The organism is Alteromonas sp. S005, assembly GCF_036864475.1.
Lineage (GTDB): Bacteria > Pseudomonadota > Gammaproteobacteria > Enterobacterales > Alteromonadaceae > Alteromonas.
Genome location: NZ_JAZETN010000009.1, coordinates 17461 through 33879, shown reverse-complemented (window position 1 = coordinate 33879; position 16419 = coordinate 17461). Strand labels below are relative to the sequence as shown.

The 16419-nt window shown below is 45.7% G+C and carries 16 protein-coding genes; all 16 read right to left on the bottom strand.

What is annotated here, in order from left to right; genetic code table 11:
• Positions 1 to 1188 (bottom strand): type IV pilus biogenesis/stability protein PilW, encoded by a 1188-nt coding sequence (pilW, locus tag V7R55_RS11790; RefSeq protein WP_334059646.1) that lies wholly within the window; start codon positions 1186 to 1188, stop codon positions 1 to 3.
• A gap of 24 nt (positions 1189 to 1212) precedes the next feature.
• Positions 1213 to 2331 carry a bifunctional tRNA (adenosine(37)-C2)-methyltransferase TrmG/ribosomal RNA large subunit methyltransferase RlmN gene (locus V7R55_RS11785; protein ID WP_012518999.1) on the bottom strand — a complete coding sequence of 373 codons (1119 nt, stop codon included), beginning with the start codon at positions 2329 to 2331 and terminating at the stop codon, positions 1213 to 1215.
• Between the two features lie 412 nt (positions 2332 to 2743).
• On the bottom strand, positions 2744 to 3175 hold the full coding sequence (ndk, locus tag V7R55_RS11780) for a nucleoside-diphosphate kinase (protein ID WP_012519000.1): 432 nt from the start codon (positions 3173 to 3175) through the stop codon (positions 2744 to 2746).
• Between the two features lie 303 nt (positions 3176 to 3478).
• Positions 3479 to 3889 (bottom strand): SufE family protein, encoded by a 411-nt coding sequence (locus V7R55_RS11775; protein WP_334059645.1) that lies wholly within the window; start codon positions 3887 to 3889, stop codon positions 3479 to 3481.
• A gap of 54 nt (positions 3890 to 3943) precedes the next feature.
• Positions 3944 to 4477, bottom strand: coding sequence for a putative Fe-S cluster assembly protein SufT (gene sufT, locus V7R55_RS11770; protein ID WP_334059644.1), 534 nt, complete (start codon positions 4475 to 4477; stop codon positions 3944 to 3946).
• A 51-nt stretch (positions 4478 to 4528) separates the two neighbouring features.
• Positions 4529 to 4885 carry a HesB/IscA family protein gene (locus tag V7R55_RS11765; protein WP_334059643.1) on the bottom strand — a complete coding sequence of 119 codons (357 nt, stop codon included), beginning with the start codon at positions 4883 to 4885 and terminating at the stop codon, positions 4529 to 4531.
• A gap of 9 nt (positions 4886 to 4894) precedes the next feature.
• Entirely contained in the window at positions 4895 to 6112 is a 1218-nt protein-coding gene (locus V7R55_RS11760; protein WP_334059642.1) for an aminotransferase class V-fold PLP-dependent enzyme, read from the bottom strand.
• The gene (gene sufD / locus V7R55_RS11755; RefSeq protein ID WP_334059641.1) at positions 6109 to 7365 is read right to left on the bottom strand and encodes a Fe-S cluster assembly protein SufD; all 1257 of its coding nucleotides are present in this window, start codon (positions 7363 to 7365) and stop codon (positions 6109 to 6111) included. The genes V7R55_RS11760 and sufD overlap by 4 nt, the downstream gene beginning before the upstream one ends.
• Positions 7362 to 8123, bottom strand: coding sequence for a Fe-S cluster assembly ATPase SufC (gene sufC, locus V7R55_RS11750; protein ID WP_334059640.1), 762 nt, complete (start codon positions 8121 to 8123; stop codon positions 7362 to 7364). Before sufC ends, sufD begins: the two co-directional genes overlap by 4 nt.
• Positions 8124 to 8126: 3 nt before the next feature.
• Complete coding sequence (gene sufB / locus V7R55_RS11745; protein ID WP_334059639.1) at positions 8127 to 9563, bottom strand: Fe-S cluster assembly protein SufB; 1437 nt, start codon at positions 9561 to 9563, stop codon at positions 8127 to 8129.
• Positions 9564 to 9980: 417 nt separating this feature from the next.
• Complete coding sequence (locus V7R55_RS11740; protein WP_334059638.1) at positions 9981 to 11147, bottom strand: IscS subfamily cysteine desulfurase; 1167 nt, start codon at positions 11145 to 11147, stop codon at positions 9981 to 9983.
• Positions 11148 to 11164: 17 nt separating this feature from the next.
• Complete coding sequence (gene iscR / locus V7R55_RS11735; protein ID WP_179984062.1) at positions 11165 to 11650, bottom strand: Fe-S cluster assembly transcriptional regulator IscR; 486 nt, start codon at positions 11648 to 11650, stop codon at positions 11165 to 11167.
• 251 nt (positions 11651 to 11901) lie between these two features.
• Positions 11902 to 12822: an alpha/beta fold hydrolase gene (locus V7R55_RS11730; RefSeq protein ID WP_334059637.1), complete on the bottom strand. Its 921-nt coding sequence runs from the start codon at positions 12820 to 12822 to the stop codon at positions 11902 to 11904.
• Positions 12823 to 12872: 50 nt separating this feature from the next.
• On the bottom strand, positions 12873 to 14327 hold the full coding sequence (locus tag V7R55_RS11725; protein ID WP_334059636.1) for a flavin-containing monooxygenase: 1455 nt from the start codon (positions 14325 to 14327) through the stop codon (positions 12873 to 12875).
• Positions 14328 to 14488: 161 nt separating this feature from the next.
• Positions 14489 to 15313, bottom strand: coding sequence for a serine O-acetyltransferase (gene cysE / locus V7R55_RS11720; protein ID WP_334059635.1), 825 nt, complete (start codon positions 15311 to 15313; stop codon positions 14489 to 14491).
• Between the two features lie 6 nt (positions 15314 to 15319).
• Positions 15320 to 16078, bottom strand: a complete 759-nt coding sequence (gene trmJ, locus V7R55_RS11715) for a tRNA (cytosine(32)/uridine(32)-2'-O)-methyltransferase TrmJ (protein WP_334059634.1) — start codon at positions 16076 to 16078, stop codon at positions 15320 to 15322.
• Positions 16079 to 16419 lie beyond the last annotated feature (341 nt).

The following is a 16419-nucleotide window of genomic DNA, read 5'->3' as shown; positions in this document are numbered from 1 at the left end:
TTATTCCTCCTGCATACTTGGTGGTACTAACCAAAGCGTCTGACCAGCAATAATAGCGCCAGTATTTTCTAGGTTATTCCACTTTTGCAGTGTTGCCATTCTTATATTGTGCAATAAAGAAATACGATATAAGTTTTCACCCTCTTTTACTACATGGAATTTATCGTTATTCTCAGATAATTCAGTGTTTTTCTCGTCACCTTCATCTGCTACTGAGGCGACAGGCTTTTGCTTAACGCTTGTCTCCTGAATCGGTTTGTTAATTGGGTCTTTGTTAAAAGACGCAGACTCACTCACTATTTCGCTAGTTTGCTGCGGGGCTTTTTCTTTAGTTGCTTGTTCAACAGTGACCTCTAGTGCCTTTTCTGCATTATTAGAAGCCTTAGAGGTTTTTACGATTTTCTTTTGTAACCGCTCCCGCTGGACTGCATATCGCTTCGTGAGTTCACTCTCAGGAAACAGCGATAACATCATATCGCCATACCCCGCTGCCTTTTCCACATCACCCTTGCCTTTGGCAATCTCGTAAGACAACCACAAAGAATCTGGTGTAACCTTCGCAACCCTTTGGTACTTTTGAAGTGTTGATTCAGCTAGGTCCCACTGTTGTGACACTATGTAGAGTTCACTCAGCAAAAATAACGTCTTACCTCGAGCTGGTTGGTGCTGCAAAGCATCTTCAAAGTAACCAATTGCCTCATCGAGCTTCCCTTGGCTTTGAGCACACAAGGCCAAGTTTTCGTAGGTTTGCGCTGCGTTCGCATACAGACGGTTATTAATCGCTTCAAAGAAGTACGCTTTGGCTTTTTCGTAATCGCCATTTTGGCACTTAAACGCCCCATAACTGTTGGCAATATCACCATTGTTGGGAGCTAGGTCAATAGCAGTTTTGTAAAACTCTTCAGCCCTCAGGTTATCACCTACTAGCTGATAGTAATATGCCATAGCGTACTGTACATCTGCGGAGCGAGGGTTAAACTCAAGCGCCTTGTCGAGGTTCTTTTTCGCCTGCGTGTAGTTATTATTTTGTAGGTAGGTAAGACCAAGAGACATACGCGTTTTGGCGGCTTCTTCGTGATCGAAGTTACCACCATACATGCCTGACTGACCGTTGCTAACACAACCAGCAGCGAGTATTACCGCGCTTAATAATCCAACTCTAAGTGAAGTTCGCAATCCTGCAACCATAGTCTTACCCTATTATCTTGATGATTATTGGGCCATTTTTACTGAAATTGCTTCACCCTTCACCTGTTTTTTTAACAATCTTTTCGTTCTGTCTACTACATCGCCCACTAGTTGACCACATGCCGCGTCAATATCATCGCCACGAGTTTTACGCACAACTGTCGTAAACCCATATTCCATAAGCACTTTTGAGAACCTGTCGATGCGCGAATTGCTAGAACATGTATATGGCGAACCCGGGTATGGATTAAAAGGTATTAAATTTATTTTACTAGGGGTGTCTTTCAATACCTTTGCCAGTTGATGCGCTTGTTCAGTGCTGTCATTAATATTCGAAAGCATTACGTATTCAACAGTTACGCGACCTTGGTTAGCTTTAGATTTAGCTAGGTAGCGACGTACGCCTGCCAAAAACGCTTCTATATTGTATTTTTTATTAACCGGTACAATTTCATTACGCAGTTCGTCGGTGGGCGCATGTAGTGAAATAGCAAGTGCCACGTCAATCTGATCGCCTAGCATATCAAGTGCAGGTACAACGCCAGATGTACTTAGCGTAACGCGGCGCTTAGATAAACCAAAGCCAAAGTCGTCTAGCATGATATCCATGGCCGGCACTACATTTTTGAGATTCAGAAGCGGCTCACCCATGCCCATCATTACTACATTGGTAATTGGGCGTTTGCTTGAATCTTTTGATAGACCAAGGAAAGTAGCTACACGCCATACCTGACCAATAATTTCGCTCACGCTCAGGTTACGGTTGAAACCCTGTTGCGCCGTTGAGCAGAAGGTACACTCTAGGGCACAACCTACTTGTGAAGATACGCATAAAGTCGCACGGTCAGTTTCAGGGATCCAAACTGACTCAACTTCCTGACCGCCTTCAAGGGTAAGTGCAAACTTAATAGTGCCGTCGCTCGCTTCTTGAAAGTAAGCAATTTCAGGCGCTTTAATCTCACAATTTTCAATCAGCATCGCGCGAAGGTTTTTGTTGAGGTTACTCATTTCCTCGAAATCGCTAACACCGTGCTGGTAAATCCATTTCATTACCTGGTCGGCACGAAATGGCTTCTCGCCCATTTCTTTAAAGAAATTGCGCAAGCCTTCGCGATTTAAGTTTAATAAGTTAGTTTTTGCCATGAATAAGATGACCCTTTTACCTTCGAGGGGTGCCCCTCTGACTGCTGAATATGGTGTATAAACCAGCGATTCGGTTATGCCTTAAGCGACATTTAAGAAAAACAAACACGCTGATTAAAATTTGCGCGGATTTTACCACAGATGAGATTTGAGAAAAAGCCGATTTAACGCAGAGAAACGTTAAGTTTGGTAATGCGCGAGAAGCGTGGTTTAGCTTGCCTAAATGAGCGCCGAGCAAAGCAGCGTTAAGCGTGTATCTTTCCTCTGAGTGACTGAGCGCGCTTTAGGCAATGCGCGAGAAGCGTGGTTTAGCGTGCCTAAATGAGCGCCGAGCAAAGCAGCATAAAGCGTGCTCAGACGCTCAGAAACAAAAAAACGGGGCTTATAGCCCCGTTTATCTACCTTCGTAATCTTAGCGAGTACGTGGGCAGATTTCTTCTTCAGAGAAGAAGTAAGCAATTTCACGTGCTGCTGACTCAGGCGCGTCAGAACCGTGAACTGCGTTTTCGTCGATTGAAGCAGCGTAGTCTGAACGTAGTGTACCTGCAGCTGCATCAGCTGGGTTAGTTGCGCCCATGATTTCACGGTTAGCTAGAACAGCGTTTTCGCCTTCTAGTACTTGAACCATAACTGGACCAGACGTCATGAAGTCTACAAGTGCGCCGAAGAAAGGACGCTCTTTGTGTTCTGCATAGAAGCCTTCTGCTTGCTCTTTGCTCATGTGGATCATCTTAGATGCCACGATGCGAAGACCTGCAGATTCGAAACGGTTGTAAATTGCACCGATTACGTTTTTAGCTACCGCATCAGGCTTGATAATCGAAAAAGTACGCTCAAGAGCCATGTTCTCTCTCCAAACAAATTGTGTATGTATCTTTAAATTTTGGCCGCGAATTATAGGCAATTAATAACGGCTTGACCAGCGCCTTTTTAAATCCGGCGTAACGTATTGTTTTTACTTACATTGTAGCGCCAGGTTAACCCGCTAGCTGTGACAATATGATGACAGTGTATACATTATTTTGCGAAGGCAGATATTTTAAAGCAATAATATCTGCACTCACTATGGTTGCTATCGGAGGTTAACGTGAAGTTGAATAACTGACCCAACGATAAGATTTTAGGTTTTGGGCATTGGCTTTAAATGTTAGGCGTTAGCTTTTGCAAGCTCTTGTATTTTACCCACAATAGCCCGTAAACCGTTACCTCGGGTTGGGGTAATATGACGCTCAAGATCTAGCGCTTCAAAGTAACCGTCGATATCAAACGCTAAAATTTCCTTAGGCGTTTTGTCGTTGTAAGCGGCAAGTACTAACGCTAGTAGGCCTTGAACGATAACAGCATCGCTGTCGACATCAAAGTTGACTTTGTTACCGTCGTAAGACTCAACCAGCCACACGCTACTTTGACAACCTTTTACTAAGCGCTCAGGCGTCTTAGCATCTTCTGGTAAGCCCGGAATAGATTTTCCTAAGTCAATGATGTACTGATAACGCTGTTCCCAATCGTCGAAGAACGCTAAATCATCAATAATTTCGTCACTGCTAGGTAGTTGCATTGCTATTTCCGTAATTGTGTAAAAATAATTATAGGTAAGCGGCTCATCTACCGCTTAAAAGAACAAACCCGCTTCAAGCTGTGCTTCTTCACTCATCATGTCTCGTGACCAAGCTGGGTCGAAAACCAACTCAACGTTCACGTTTTTAACATGAGGAACCATAGCCACACGATATTCCACATCACCTACTAAAACTGGCCCCATACCACAGCCCGGTGCTGTAAGCGTCATATCGATATTTACTGCACCAGATACTTGGTCAATATCCACATTATAGATAAGGCCGAGCGATACTAGGTTAATTGGAATTTCTGGGTCATAAATAGTTTCTAAAGCATCCCACACTTGCTGCTCACTGATGTCCCCATCTTCCGGAGCGTCAAAACTAAGTGTCATGGCTTTACGGCCAATTGCACCGGCATCTGTACCATCAATTCGATACATATTACCACGCCAAGTCACGGTGTAGTTACCACCTAGCTCTTGCGTGATATTAACAAACTCACCTTCGGGTATAACGGTGGGATTGCCTGCAGGAACCAAACGTGCTTTACATTCACGCTCGGTGGTCACCATTTTTTGCTTCATAAACGACTTTGTACTCTTGGTAATACTCGTTGCGGATTGTGAACGCAGGCGTTAGCCCACGTTGAAGCTTTCGCCACACCCACATTCATCAACCACGTTAGGGTTGTTGTACTTGATGATGCCATTCACGCCTTCAGTCACGTAATCAATTTCTGTATTACGCAAAAGGTCTGTTGCATCAGCGGCGACTGCCACATTTACTATTGGAGAAATCTCTACAATTTCATCCCCTACTTGTGCGCTATCGGCAAAATCAAGCACGTAAGCATAACCCGTGCAACCGCTTACTTTTGTCGATAAACGAATTAACTGACCAGGCTTGTCTTTAAGCTTACTTTCGAAATGCTTAACGGCACTGTCAGTTAGCGTAATGAGCTTTGTACTAGGTACGAAAGTTTCAACACTCATAATGCCTCCTTAGGCCAACATCATTTTTGCTTTCTTAAGCGCAGCGAATAAGCTGTCGACTTCTTCAAGCGTATTATAAATTGAGAACGACGCCCGGGCAGTGCCCGGAATACCAAAGCGTTTCATTAATGGCTGTGCACAGTTATCGCCGGTACGAATGGCAACGCCTTGCCTATCCAAAATAAAGCCTACGTCTGCGGGGTGAGCGCCATCAAGTAAGAAGCTTAACACTCCTACTTTATTCGGTGCAGTACCAATGATACGCATATCGTCAAGCGCCTCAGCTTGCTCGGTAGCATAGGCTAACAATTTCTGCTCGTGCTCGTGTAAGGCTTTTACATCAAGGGCACTAAACCAATCTACTGCAGCGCCCATACCTATAGCGCCAGCAATGTTGGGCGTGCCTGCTTCTAAGCGATTTGGTAATGCACCCCATGTAGCTTCATGGTAAGTCACATCTTTGATCATCTCACCGCCTACCTGCCATACTGGCCAGGTTTCAAGCACGTCTTTTTTGCCCCACAAGCAGCCTATACCCGTTGGACCGAAAAGTTTGTGCCCTGAAAATGCGTAAAAGTCACAACCAATATCTTGTACGTCAACGCCGCCATGAGCAATGCCCTGAGCGCCATCAACTAATACCCATGCGCCAACTGCTTTCGCTTTTTGGGTAAGTGTCTTAATTGGGTTAACCGTGCCTAAGGCATTCGATACATGGGGGAAGGCCACTAGCTTAGTGTTTTCGGACAGCAACCTGTCAAATGCTTCAACATCAAGCTCACCACTATCGAAAATTGGCACAACGTTCAATGTTGCACCAGAGCGACGGCACGCCTGCTGCCACGTAACTAAGTTCGCGTGGTGCTCCAACTCGGTAACCATCACTTCGTCACCTTCAGCAAGAAGCTGACTTAAACCATTTGCAACAATATTGATAGCTTCAGTGGTACCGGCAGTCCAGATGACTTCTTCACGAGCACTCGCATTAATAAAAGTAGCAACGCTGGTACGTGCATTTTCGTAGCGGCGCGTGGCTTCATCTGATAAGTGATGCGCTCCGCGGTGCACGTTGGCATTCGTACCCGTGTAAAAATCGACCAAGGCGTCGATCACCGCCTGAGGTTTTTGCGTTGTTGCCGCGTTATCGAGGTATACCAGCGGTTTGCCGTCTACCGTTTTCGATAAAATAGGAAACTGGGCACGAAGTGCTGCAACGTCTAAGCTCATTTCACCTCCATCTGGGCGAAACGCTCGCTTAAGATAGGCGCAAGCCACTCACGTACTGCTACGTTCGGCACATCGTTAATTAGCTCTTGGATAAAACCGAAGTTCAACATGACCAGGGCTTTACTACGTGAAATACCACGAGTAAGCATGTAGTACAGTGCTTCTTCTTCAATTTCAGCAACCGTTGCACCGTGCGCACATTTTACGTCATCAGCATAAATCTCAAGCTCAGGCTTGGTGTTGATGACGCCGCGGCGAGATAGCAATAGATTGCGGTTATTAAGCTCAGCCAATGTCTTTTGCGCATCGCGATGAATGTGAATACGACCATTAAATACCGCACGAGCCTTATCGCCAACAATACCGCGCGCGTTTTCTTCTGTTGTACCATTTGGCATAGCGTGCTCAATGGTTGAGTGAAGGTCGAAAAGCTCGCCTTCTGCCAGAAGGTAAATAGCGTTCATTTTCGCGTCAGCGAATTCACCGGCGTGATGAATATCGACATCTAAACGCGAAAGCTCACTTCCGTAGCCCACCATGGTGCTGTTAAGCGTAGTGCGGTTATGTAGCTTGAAATGGCTACCGCCTAGCTGCTTTGCTTTGCCAGTAAACATCGCAAAACGATAGTGCTCTAGGTGAGCATCATCCGCCAAATCATATTCAGCAAATGCGGTGGTTAAGCTTTCAGTATCACCAAAACCTTGCTCGATAACCGTGGCGCTGGCGCCTTCTGCTACTTTCACCACCACACGTGTGTGAGCATCGACATTCTGCGAAGCCATATTCACAATGCGAACTGGCGTGTCAATTTTCGCGCCTGCTTCTACATTAATGAAGATACCGTGTTGGCATAATGCATCGTTCACTAGGCCAAACATATGACGTGTAGGCTTAACCTGACCGTAAACGCTGCTAATGGCTTGTTGGGTAGACGCATCGTCGCTGTTCAGCGATGTAATGGTCATGCCTGTTGGCACGTCAAGGGTATTAACCTGAGTGACCAGAACACCGTCTACAAATACAAGGTCGATAGCGTTAAGGTTATCAATAGCTGGTACCGGCAAACTGTTTGCTTCAACTGCTTGCTTTGCTTCACGCTTTTCAACAGGTGTTAGTGGTGTAAAACGCCAGCTTTCGTTTCTACGAGCTGGCCAACCATCGGCTTTTAACTTGTCTAAGGCCTGCTGACGCACGGGCGCTAGGTAATCGGAGATTTGCGCCGCATCAATGACCTGTTCTAGCCATTGACTCATGCCTCAGCCTCCTCGTACGCTTTACCTAAGAATGCATAACCGCTCTTCTCTACTTCTAGTGCAAGTGAAGCGTCGCCGCTTTTCACGATTTTGCCATCAGCAAGAATGTGCACAAAGTCAGGCTTAATGTAGTCAAGAAGGCGCTGATAGTGGGTTACAACGATGAAACTACGCTCGCCGTCGCGCTGGCTGTTAACGCCATCTGCAACAACCTGTAACGCGTCAACATCAAGGCCTGAATCAGATTCATCTAGAATGCAAAGTTTTGGCTCTAGCAAAATCATTTGCATGATTTCGTTACGTTTCTTCTCACCACCAGAGAAACCTTCGTTCACACCACGCTTTAAGAAATCTAATGGAAGCTGAACTTGCTTACAGGCTTCTTTAGCTTTTTTAAGGAACTCAGCAGCCGAAAGTGGCTCTTCGCCACGCTCTTCGCGCATAGCGTTTACCGACTCTTTCATAAATTCCATGTTGCTAACGCCAGGAATTTCTACCGGGTATTGGAAAGCAAGGAAAAGGCCTTCACGTGCACGCTCTTCTACTTCAAGCTCCAGAAGGTCTTTGCCGTTTAATGACGCTTCACCTTCGCTAACTTCGTAGCCGTCGCGGCCAGAAAGCACGTAACCTAATGTACTCTTACCGGCACCATTGGGGCCCATGATAGCGTGTACTTCACCAGGTTTAACTTCAAGGTTAAGACCTTTAATGATGTTTTTCTCTTCCACGCTGGCATGTAAATTCTTGATACTAAGCATTGATTACCCCACTGAACCTTCAAGACTAATTTCGAGCAGCTTGCCGGCTTCTACGGCAAATTCCATTGGCAGCTCTTTGAATACTTCTTTACAGAAACCGTTAACAATCATAGAAACGGCCTTTTCCGTGTCTAAGCCACGCTGCTGACACAGGAATAATTGTTCGTCACTCACCTTCGATGTTGTTGCTTCGTGCTCAACAATGGCTGAAGGATTGCGGCTTTCGATATACGGGAATGTGTGCGCGCCACATTTATCACCGATAAGTAGCGAGTCACACTCGGTAAAGTTTCGTGCACCGTCTGCGCGCGGGCCCATTTGAACCAGACCGCGATAGGCATTGTTACTGTTACCCGCTGAAATACCTTTTGAGATGATGGTCGACTTGGTGTTTTTGCCCACGTGTATCATCTTAGTACCGGTATCAGCTTGCTGACGACCACGAGTAAGCGCTACTGAGTAAAACTCGCCTACACTGTTATCGCCTTTAAGCACACAGCTTGGGTACTTCCACGTTACCGCAGAACCTGTCTCAACCTGTGTCCACGATATTTTGGCATTGGTATGCGCTACACCACGTTTAGTTACGAAGTTGTAGATTCCGCCTTTACCGTTTTCATCACCCGGGTACCAGTTCTGTACCGTTGAGTATTTGATTTGTGCGTCGTCCATTGCCACTAGTTCAACCACTGCCGCATGCAGCTGGTTTTCATCACGCTGTGGTGCAGTACAACCTTCAAGGTAGCTTACATAGCTGCCTTCATCTGCAACAATTAACGTACGCTCGAACTGACCAGTGTTCATCTCGTTAATACGGAAATACGTAGAAAGCTCCATTGGGCAGCGTGTACCTTTTGGAATATAAACGAATGAACCGTCAGTAAATACGGCGCTGTTAAGTGCGGCAAAGTAGTTATCTGTGCGCGGCACCACTGAGCCTATGTATTTCTTTACAAGGTCAGGATATTTTTGAAGTGCTTCAGAAATTGGGCAGAAAATAACGCCAGCTTCTTCAAGCTTTTCACGGAATGTAGTAACAACAGATACCGAGTCAAAAACCGCATCTACCGCAACACCAGCTAGCATCTCTTGCTCGTGCAATGGAATGCCAAGTTTTTCGTAAGTGCGAAGCAGCTCTGGGTCAACTTCATCCAGCGACTTTGGCTTATCTTTCATACTCTTTGGCGCTGAGTAATAAGAAATGGCTTGATAATCAATTTTTGGATAATCGACATGCGCCCAATCTGGCTCTTCCATTTCTAGCCATGCATGATAAGACTTCAAACGCCATTCAAGCATCCATTCAGGCTCGTTTTTCATTGCTGATATGCGGCGGATAACCGACTCGTCCAGGCCGCTTTCAAACGTTTCTGATTCGATCTCTGAATAGAAACCTGCATCGTACTTTCTTTCTAACGCCTGTTCGATCTGTTCACTCATGTTGGGATCTCACTTGTTTGCCTGCATTTGCTGCCACTGTTCTTTCTACTCAACCGGCGAATAAATTACCCCACGGTCTTGGTAATTTATGCAAATCTTTAACTTCAACGACGTTATTATCTGGGGTTTTCCCCCAAAAGAACCGTTGAAACTGCCAGTTACATGCGGACAGCCTAAAATTTTTGGTGCCGTAGTATATAATACCCGACTATTTCACTCAAATATTCAGCCACTAATTTATGGCTTCTAGCGGGTTTTAAACGTTACTTGACGCTTATTTCGCGTTAAGTACTCATTAATTTTCGTCCACATTCACTAAACTCACAGAATGCTTTGACGAAAAGCGTATTTGCCTTCCGTCAAAAATTAATGCTTACGCTTAAACTAAACTCTGTTTCCAAACGCTTGATACAGCGTTTAAGCAACGACCGCTTGCCGTAGTCGTGTGGTCACATCAACCACTTTGTTTACTACGTAATCAATGTCTTCTTGGGTCGTAAAGCGACCTACGCTAAAGCGTATACCTGCATGAGCCAGCTCATTACTGCGGCCAATGGCTTTTAGAACATAAGAAGGCTCTAAACTGGCCGACGTGCACGCCGACCCTGAAGATACGGCAATGTCGTTTAAACCCATCATTAAGCTTTCGCCATCTACACCCGCAAAGCTAACATTTAAGATGCCTGGTATGCGCTGCGTGGCGTGCCCGTTCAAATAAATATCGTCGAGCTGTTGAAGGCCATGCCACAGGGATTCACGCAGTTTTAAGATGCGATCACTGTCTTCTTTCATTTTTGACGTCGCCAGCGCAATCGCTTCTCCCATTCCCACAATTTGATGGGTGGCTAAGGTACCTGAACGCATACCGCGCTCGTGTCCACCGCCATGAATCTGTGCTACCAGATTGATTTTAGGGCGACGGCGCACATATAAAGCCCCCATCCCTTTCGGCCCATATATTTTATGGGCTGATATAGATAGTAAGTCTATGGGAAGCTCGGCTAGATCAATGGCTATCTTACCCACACTCTGCGCGCCATCTACGTGAAAAAACACGCCCTTGTTGCGGCAAAGTTGGCCGATGGATTGAATGTCTTGGATTACGCCAAGTTCATTGTTCACGTACATGACCGATACTAAGATAGTGTCTTCACGCAGCGCGTTTTCAAGCTCATTTAAATCGATTAACCCGTTTGACTGTACTTCAAGATACGTGACCTCAAAGCCTTGGCTTTGTAGGTACTCACAGGTATCCAATACCGCCTTATGCTCGGTATTTACAGTAATAATGTGCTTGCCTTTGTCGGCATAGCCTTCGGCAACACCTTTAATAGCAAGGTTGTTTGACTCAGTTGCGCCCGAAGTAAAAACAACCTCTCTAGGGTCGCAATTCAGCGCGTCACTAATTTGATTTCTAGCTACATCTACCGCTTCTTCAGCCATCCAGCCGAAGCGGTAGCTACGAGAAGCGGGGTTACCAAAGTTACCTTCTAGCGTTAAGCATTTTGCCATCGCCTCGGCCACACTCGGGTCTACCGGAGTCGTTGCTGCGTAATCTAAGTAAATGGGTGTTGATAAAGCCATGCGTTACTCAATACCGATTAAAGTTGGATACTAACTTCGATATCTTTAGTGATATGACGAAGTGATGCGTTACCGTCCTGACGACCAGCCACTTCCTGTACGTCGCGCTTTGCCATTAATTCACCGAGCGTGATTGAATTCAAAAACGCGGCAATACGGTCACTTAGGTCTTGCCATAAGCTATGTGTTAGGCAGCGATCGCCGCCCTGGCAGTCTGCTTGACCTTGGCAGCGTGTGGCATCTATGGACTCGTCGACGGCGCGAATGACTTCGCCTATTGCAATATCACTCGCCTCGCGGCCCAATAAATAGCCGCCACCGGGCCCGCGAACACTGTCGACCAGCTGCTCTTTACGCAACCGAGAAAAAAGCTGCTCTAAATAAGATAAGGAAATTTCTTGTCGTTCTGATATATCGGCAAGAGGCACTGGACCACGCTTTGAATGCAAAGCGACATCAAGCATTGCGGTAACCGCATAGCGCCCTTTAGAAGTGAGTTTCATTGGATTCTCCCGCCGTCTTATAATGCGAGAATTTTCACATACCCGACTAAAATGGTCAAGTATAAGACCTAGTAAATTAGTCAGGTATTATTGATATAATTAATCGCTTTTGTTTATTAGAAATTCACTTTCAGCCAGATAGATGCTGCAGATGCTGAGTATGCAGCGCGACCAATTAGACAATCGAGCAGGGTTTCGGCTTACTCTCATTTTTCATAAAAAAGGTTTTTAATACGAGGGACTTAACGCAGTTAGGCTCGCTTACTTTTCGCATTTAAGTGGATATGGGCAATGATACTGTCTGCTATGCGGTGTGATTGCACGGTATCTATTTGATGGCGCAACCCTCGCAGTACCTGATGCTTGGCGCCAGATATAGCTTTAGCAGTTGCAGCGCCCCCGCTAGGATGAACCATGTGGTCAACGTCTCCGTGTATTACTAATGTCGGTGCTTTGACATTTCGAAGCATTGACGTTCGATCACCCGACTTCATGATTGCGCCAATCTGCCGAAACATAGCCTTCGCATCACTCTTATTACCGTTGCGTTGCCACGCTAATCGCGCATATTGGTGCCATTGGTTTATGGCTCCTTCTGCTGCGGCATCGCCTATATGGGTCATCATCGCTTTATAGTTTTTGACTGCGTCATTTTCATTAGCAGGCGCTTTTGCTCTTGCCAACCTCCATAGTGTTGAATATGACGGCTGACCGACTTTTCGGCTCCCAGTGGTTGAGAAAATTGACGTCATGGATTGCACTTTACCAGGGTAAAGGCTTGTAAGCGTTTGCGCTATCATCCCTCCCATAGACATACCGGCGACATGTGCGCTTTCAATATTTAGCGCCTCTAAAAGCTCGGCGGTGTCTTCGGCCATACGCTCTAATCCGTAAGCGCCTTTAGGTGCCTTGCCTCTTAGCTGTTGAAGGAGACTAGGATAAGGTGTGTTACTGCGCACTGACTTACCTGAATCACGGTTATCAAAGCAAACAACACGAAAACCACTGGCCACTAGGCGTTCTATTAGCGCTTTTGGCCAGTAAACCAACTGAAGGCCCAGTCCGACAATAAGTACGATTGTCTCACTGCTTTCACCACCATGTTCGGCATAACAAAATGTATCACCGTTATTGAGGGTAACAAATTGCTCATTATGCTGGGCTAAGCTCATATTAATATTCTCGTTTAGTAAATACAGGGGATCGCAAAACGCTTTAAGCTCTATTCGAATTTAAGAGCAGGATCATCTATCCGCCCTTTTCGAAAAATCTTCACATCTTCTGCATAATTAAACGACATTGACCAAGGATAATGCATGCCTTGCCGGGGTAACTTATCGAGTGAACGCTGAATATAACCCGCGCCAAAGTTAAGCAGTGGTTGCGTTTCCATATCTGGTTCTGCAACAGGGGTACACTGCGTGAAGCCCCTCCCGTTCATGTGATTAAGCAAACGGGTAAAATGCTCACAAAGAAGGCCAATCTTTAGTGTCCAAGAAGATGCCGTATAGCCTACCGCAATGGCAAGATTAGGAACGCCACTGAGTAACATTCCCTTATAGGTGATGCACTCTGGTAGTTTAACAGCCTCGCCATCTATTTTAGGAATTAAACCTCCTAGTGGCAGAAGATTCAAACCTGTGGCCGTTACAATGATATCGGCTTCTATATGCTTACCTGAACCAAGCTCAATGCCTGTTTCGGTAAACGTAGCAATCGTATCCGTTTCAACTGACGCTTTACCATTTGAAATTGACTCGAATAAATCTCCACCTGGTACAGCGCAAAGTCTCTGTTCCCAAGGATTATAGGGAGGGTTAAAGTGTATATCTACCGGGTATCCTTCGGGTAGCATCTTTGCATTGAGACTACGTATTATTTTACGTGCGCGATTAGGGAAGCGCTGGCAAAATGCGTATACCCAGCGTTGTTTCGCAATATTAAACGAACGCGCTGCTTTAAATGCCGTGTCCTCGCTAAACCACTTGCGTAAATATTTTGCGACTGGATCATCAACGGGAACAGGTAATACATAAGACGGTGTTCTTTGCAGCATTGTCACGTGCGATGCGTTTTTTGCCAATGCAGGAACCAATGTTACCGCCGTCGCACCGCTGCCTATGACGATTATGCTTTTATTCTTGTATTCCAAATCTTCTGGCCAGTGCTGAGGATGAACGATCTGGCCTTTGAAACGCGATTGCCCTGCAAAGTCAGGAGTAAAACCTTTGTCGTAACGATAATAACCTGATGCGTTGAATATCCATCGTGCGGCAATGTGCTCGGTTTCTCCGCTTTTTTCTGACTTTAACGTTATGCGCCAATAGTGTTTATCGCTTTGCCAGTCTATGTCCACCACGCGGGTAAAAAAGCGTATGTGTTCTTTAATTCCGTTCTCGATGGCTGTTTCTTCGACATAAGCTTTTATTGAGCCGCCGTCTGCAATGGCTTTTTTCTCTTTCCACGGTTTGAAGTCGTAACCAAAGGTAAATAAATCGGAATCTGACCGTATTCCCGGGTACTTAAATAAATCCCAAGTACCACCGAGGTCAGCGCGCGCTTCAACAATGGTGTACGATAGGTAAGGACATTTATTCTGAATATGGTATGCACAGCCAATACCTGAAATACCTGCTCCTACAATCAAAACGTCCAAAAGTGGCAACTCGCTTTGCATAACGTCTCTGAAAAGTCATAACTAACGTTGTCACAATGTATGTTGGAGTCTTGTCCGAGTCAACACAGATGTTAAACCATTGTTAAATCGGTTTTTTGGTTACTGTTGCTGTGTGGCGGTACAATATCTTTAGCCCTATTAAATTAAATAGGGCTAAAGATTTAAATAGCTGGATCGAAAGAAGAATGGGCTTTTTCTCGTTCCTGGGTCTCTGTTAAATCAAAGCCCGTATCTGCGAAATCCTCAGCGCTGATATTGTGTAAATTATCCGTACACACATCGCCACCTAGCGACTGAATAACCTTACACATTTCTTCCACTTTGGTGTCCATCTGGTGCATATGCTCAAGCATTATGCCCATAGCATTAGCCACTGGGTCAGGGTTATCTGGCGCGACTGCGTAGGCATCAAAACCATATTTCTGAGCAATTTTATCACGCTGGGGATTAACGGTTGCACTCGACTCTTTTTCCTTAGAAATAATGATACGACCAGGGATACCAACCGCTGTGGCGCCGTCTGGGATATCTTTAACAACCACAGAGTTAGACCCAACTTTGGCGTTTTCACCTATCGTGATGGGACCTAGGACTTTAGCTCCCGCTCCCACCACCGAGCCATTTTTGAGGGATGGGTGGCGCTTACCCGCTTTCCAGCTAGTACCGCCAAGCGTTACCCCATGATATAGGGTAACATCATCGCCGATTTCTGCGGTTTCACCGATAACGACGCCCATTCCGTGATCGATAAATACCCGTTGCCCCAAGGTTGCCCCTGGATGAATTTCAATGCCCGTAAGCCAACGACTGAAAGTTGATAAAGTGCGTGCCAACCATTTCCATTCTGCCTTCCACAGTTTATGGCTAACGCGATGTAGCCATACTGCGTGAAGACCTGGATAGTTGGTCAATACTTCAAAGGTGTTTCTTGCCGCAGGGTCGCGATGAAAAACACCTTTTATATCGTCTTTAATACGGGCAAACATAACTGCCTACTCTTTCTCGTCGTTATTTTCAGAGGTGTCGACGGACTTAGCGCTCTTAACCGATTTGTCGATAGACGCCAATATACCGCGCAAAATATTAAGCTCTTGAGATTCAGGACGCGCTCGATTAAACAAGCGGCGTAACTTAGTCATTACCACCCCCGGGTGGCTTTTGCGAATGAACGAGGTGCCTTCCAGCGTCGTTTCCAGGTGGGTATAGAAGCGCTCTAAGTCCTCATTTAATGGATACTCTTCTTCAACGCTAGGATAAGTTTCGCGATTTAGATACGCCATGCGAATTTCATAACACAACGTTTGAACTGCAGCCGCTAGGTTAAGCGAGCTATATTCAGGGTTAGCTGGAATGCACATATGAAAGTGACATTGCTGCAGCTCCTCATTAGTTAAACCACTGTTCTCACGCCCAAACACCAAGGCTACCGGGTACTTTTCTACTTCTTGGACCAGCTTCTCGCCACAGTCGCGCGGGCCTAACATAGGCCATGAATGAGTACGAGAGCGTGCAGACGTCCCTACTACTAAGCCACAGTCTTTAACGGCTTCTTCTAACGTCCCTACTATCTTAGCATTTGCCAGAACATCGCCCGCACCTGCAGCAAGGGCGCTCGCTTGACCATCGGGTTCATTTACTGGGTCGACAAGATAAAGACTGCTCAAGCCCATGGTCTTCATAGCTCGCGCTGTTGAGCCTATGTTTCCAGTGTGAGAAGTGTTAACCAAAATGATGCGAATATTTTCGAGCATGCCTGTGATACCTACGTACTTTTATAAAAAGATGATATTCGCTAGTGCGTATCACCCTACAGTCTTCAATTAGTTCAAGTTTATCATAGCGGCAGTATAGAAGGCTATGAGCAGCTCAAACAGCATTAAGCTGCCTTGCATACCTATAATTTTTTTGAACCGGATAGCTACTCACTTTCAACCGCTTCTTGTTGAGCACATTCCAATTAGGGTTGCACAAAATACGGGAGATCATTAATTATTTCGCTAGTGGGAATTCATTTGCATCGTGCATAGATTCTGGTAGACTCCGCCCGTTTTCGTAAACAACTAGCTATTTTTTATACAGCTGGTTCGTTTCA

What these genes read in the sequence shown, in the direction of transcription:
- pilW (WP_334059646.1), bottom strand. Translation starts at nt 1,188, where the DNA reads ATGGTTGCAGGATTGCGAACTTCACTTAGAGTTGGATTATTAAGCGCG.
- V7R55_RS11785 (WP_012518999.1), bottom strand. Translation starts at nt 2,331, where the DNA reads ATGGCAAAAACTAACTTATTAAACTTAAATCGCGAAGGCTTGCGCAAT.
- ndk (WP_012519000.1), bottom strand. Translation starts at nt 3,175, where the DNA reads ATGGCTCTTGAGCGTACTTTTTCGATTATCAAGCCTGATGCGGTAGCT.
- V7R55_RS11775 (WP_334059645.1), bottom strand. Translation starts at nt 3,889, where the DNA reads ATGCAACTACCTAGCAGTGACGAAATTATTGATGATTTAGCGTTCTTC.
- sufT (WP_334059644.1), bottom strand. Translation starts at nt 4,477, where the DNA reads ATGAAGCAAAAAATGGTGACCACCGAGCGTGAATGTAAAGCACGTTTG.
- V7R55_RS11765 (WP_334059643.1), bottom strand. Translation starts at nt 4,885, where the DNA reads ATGAGTGTTGAAACTTTCGTACCTAGTACAAAGCTCATTACGCTAACT.
- V7R55_RS11760 (WP_334059642.1), bottom strand. Translation starts at nt 6,112, where the DNA reads ATGAGCTTAGACGTTGCAGCACTTCGTGCCCAGTTTCCTATTTTATCG.
- sufD (WP_334059641.1), bottom strand. Translation starts at nt 7,365, where the DNA reads ATGAGTCAATGGCTAGAACAGGTCATTGATGCGGCGCAAATCTCCGAT.
- sufC (WP_334059640.1), bottom strand. Translation starts at nt 8,123, where the DNA reads ATGCTTAGTATCAAGAATTTACATGCCAGCGTGGAAGAGAAAAACATC.
- sufB (WP_334059639.1), bottom strand. Translation starts at nt 9,563, where the DNA reads ATGAGTGAACAGATCGAACAGGCGTTAGAAAGAAAGTACGATGCAGGT.
- V7R55_RS11740 (WP_334059638.1), bottom strand. Translation starts at nt 11,147, where the DNA reads ATGGCTTTATCAACACCCATTTACTTAGATTACGCAGCAACGACTCCG.
- iscR (WP_179984062.1), bottom strand. Translation starts at nt 11,650, where the DNA reads ATGAAACTCACTTCTAAAGGGCGCTATGCGGTTACCGCAATGCTTGAT.
- V7R55_RS11730 (WP_334059637.1), bottom strand. Translation starts at nt 12,822, where the DNA reads ATGAGCTTAGCCCAGCATAATGAGCAATTTGTTACCCTCAATAACGGT.
- V7R55_RS11725 (WP_334059636.1), bottom strand. Translation starts at nt 14,327, where the DNA reads ATGCAAAGCGAGTTGCCACTTTTGGACGTTTTGATTGTAGGAGCAGGT.
- cysE (WP_334059635.1), bottom strand. Translation starts at nt 15,313, where the DNA reads ATGTTTGCCCGTATTAAAGACGATATAAAAGGTGTTTTTCATCGCGAC.
- trmJ (WP_334059634.1), bottom strand. Translation starts at nt 16,078, where the DNA reads ATGCTCGAAAATATTCGCATCATTTTGGTTAACACTTCTCACACTGGA.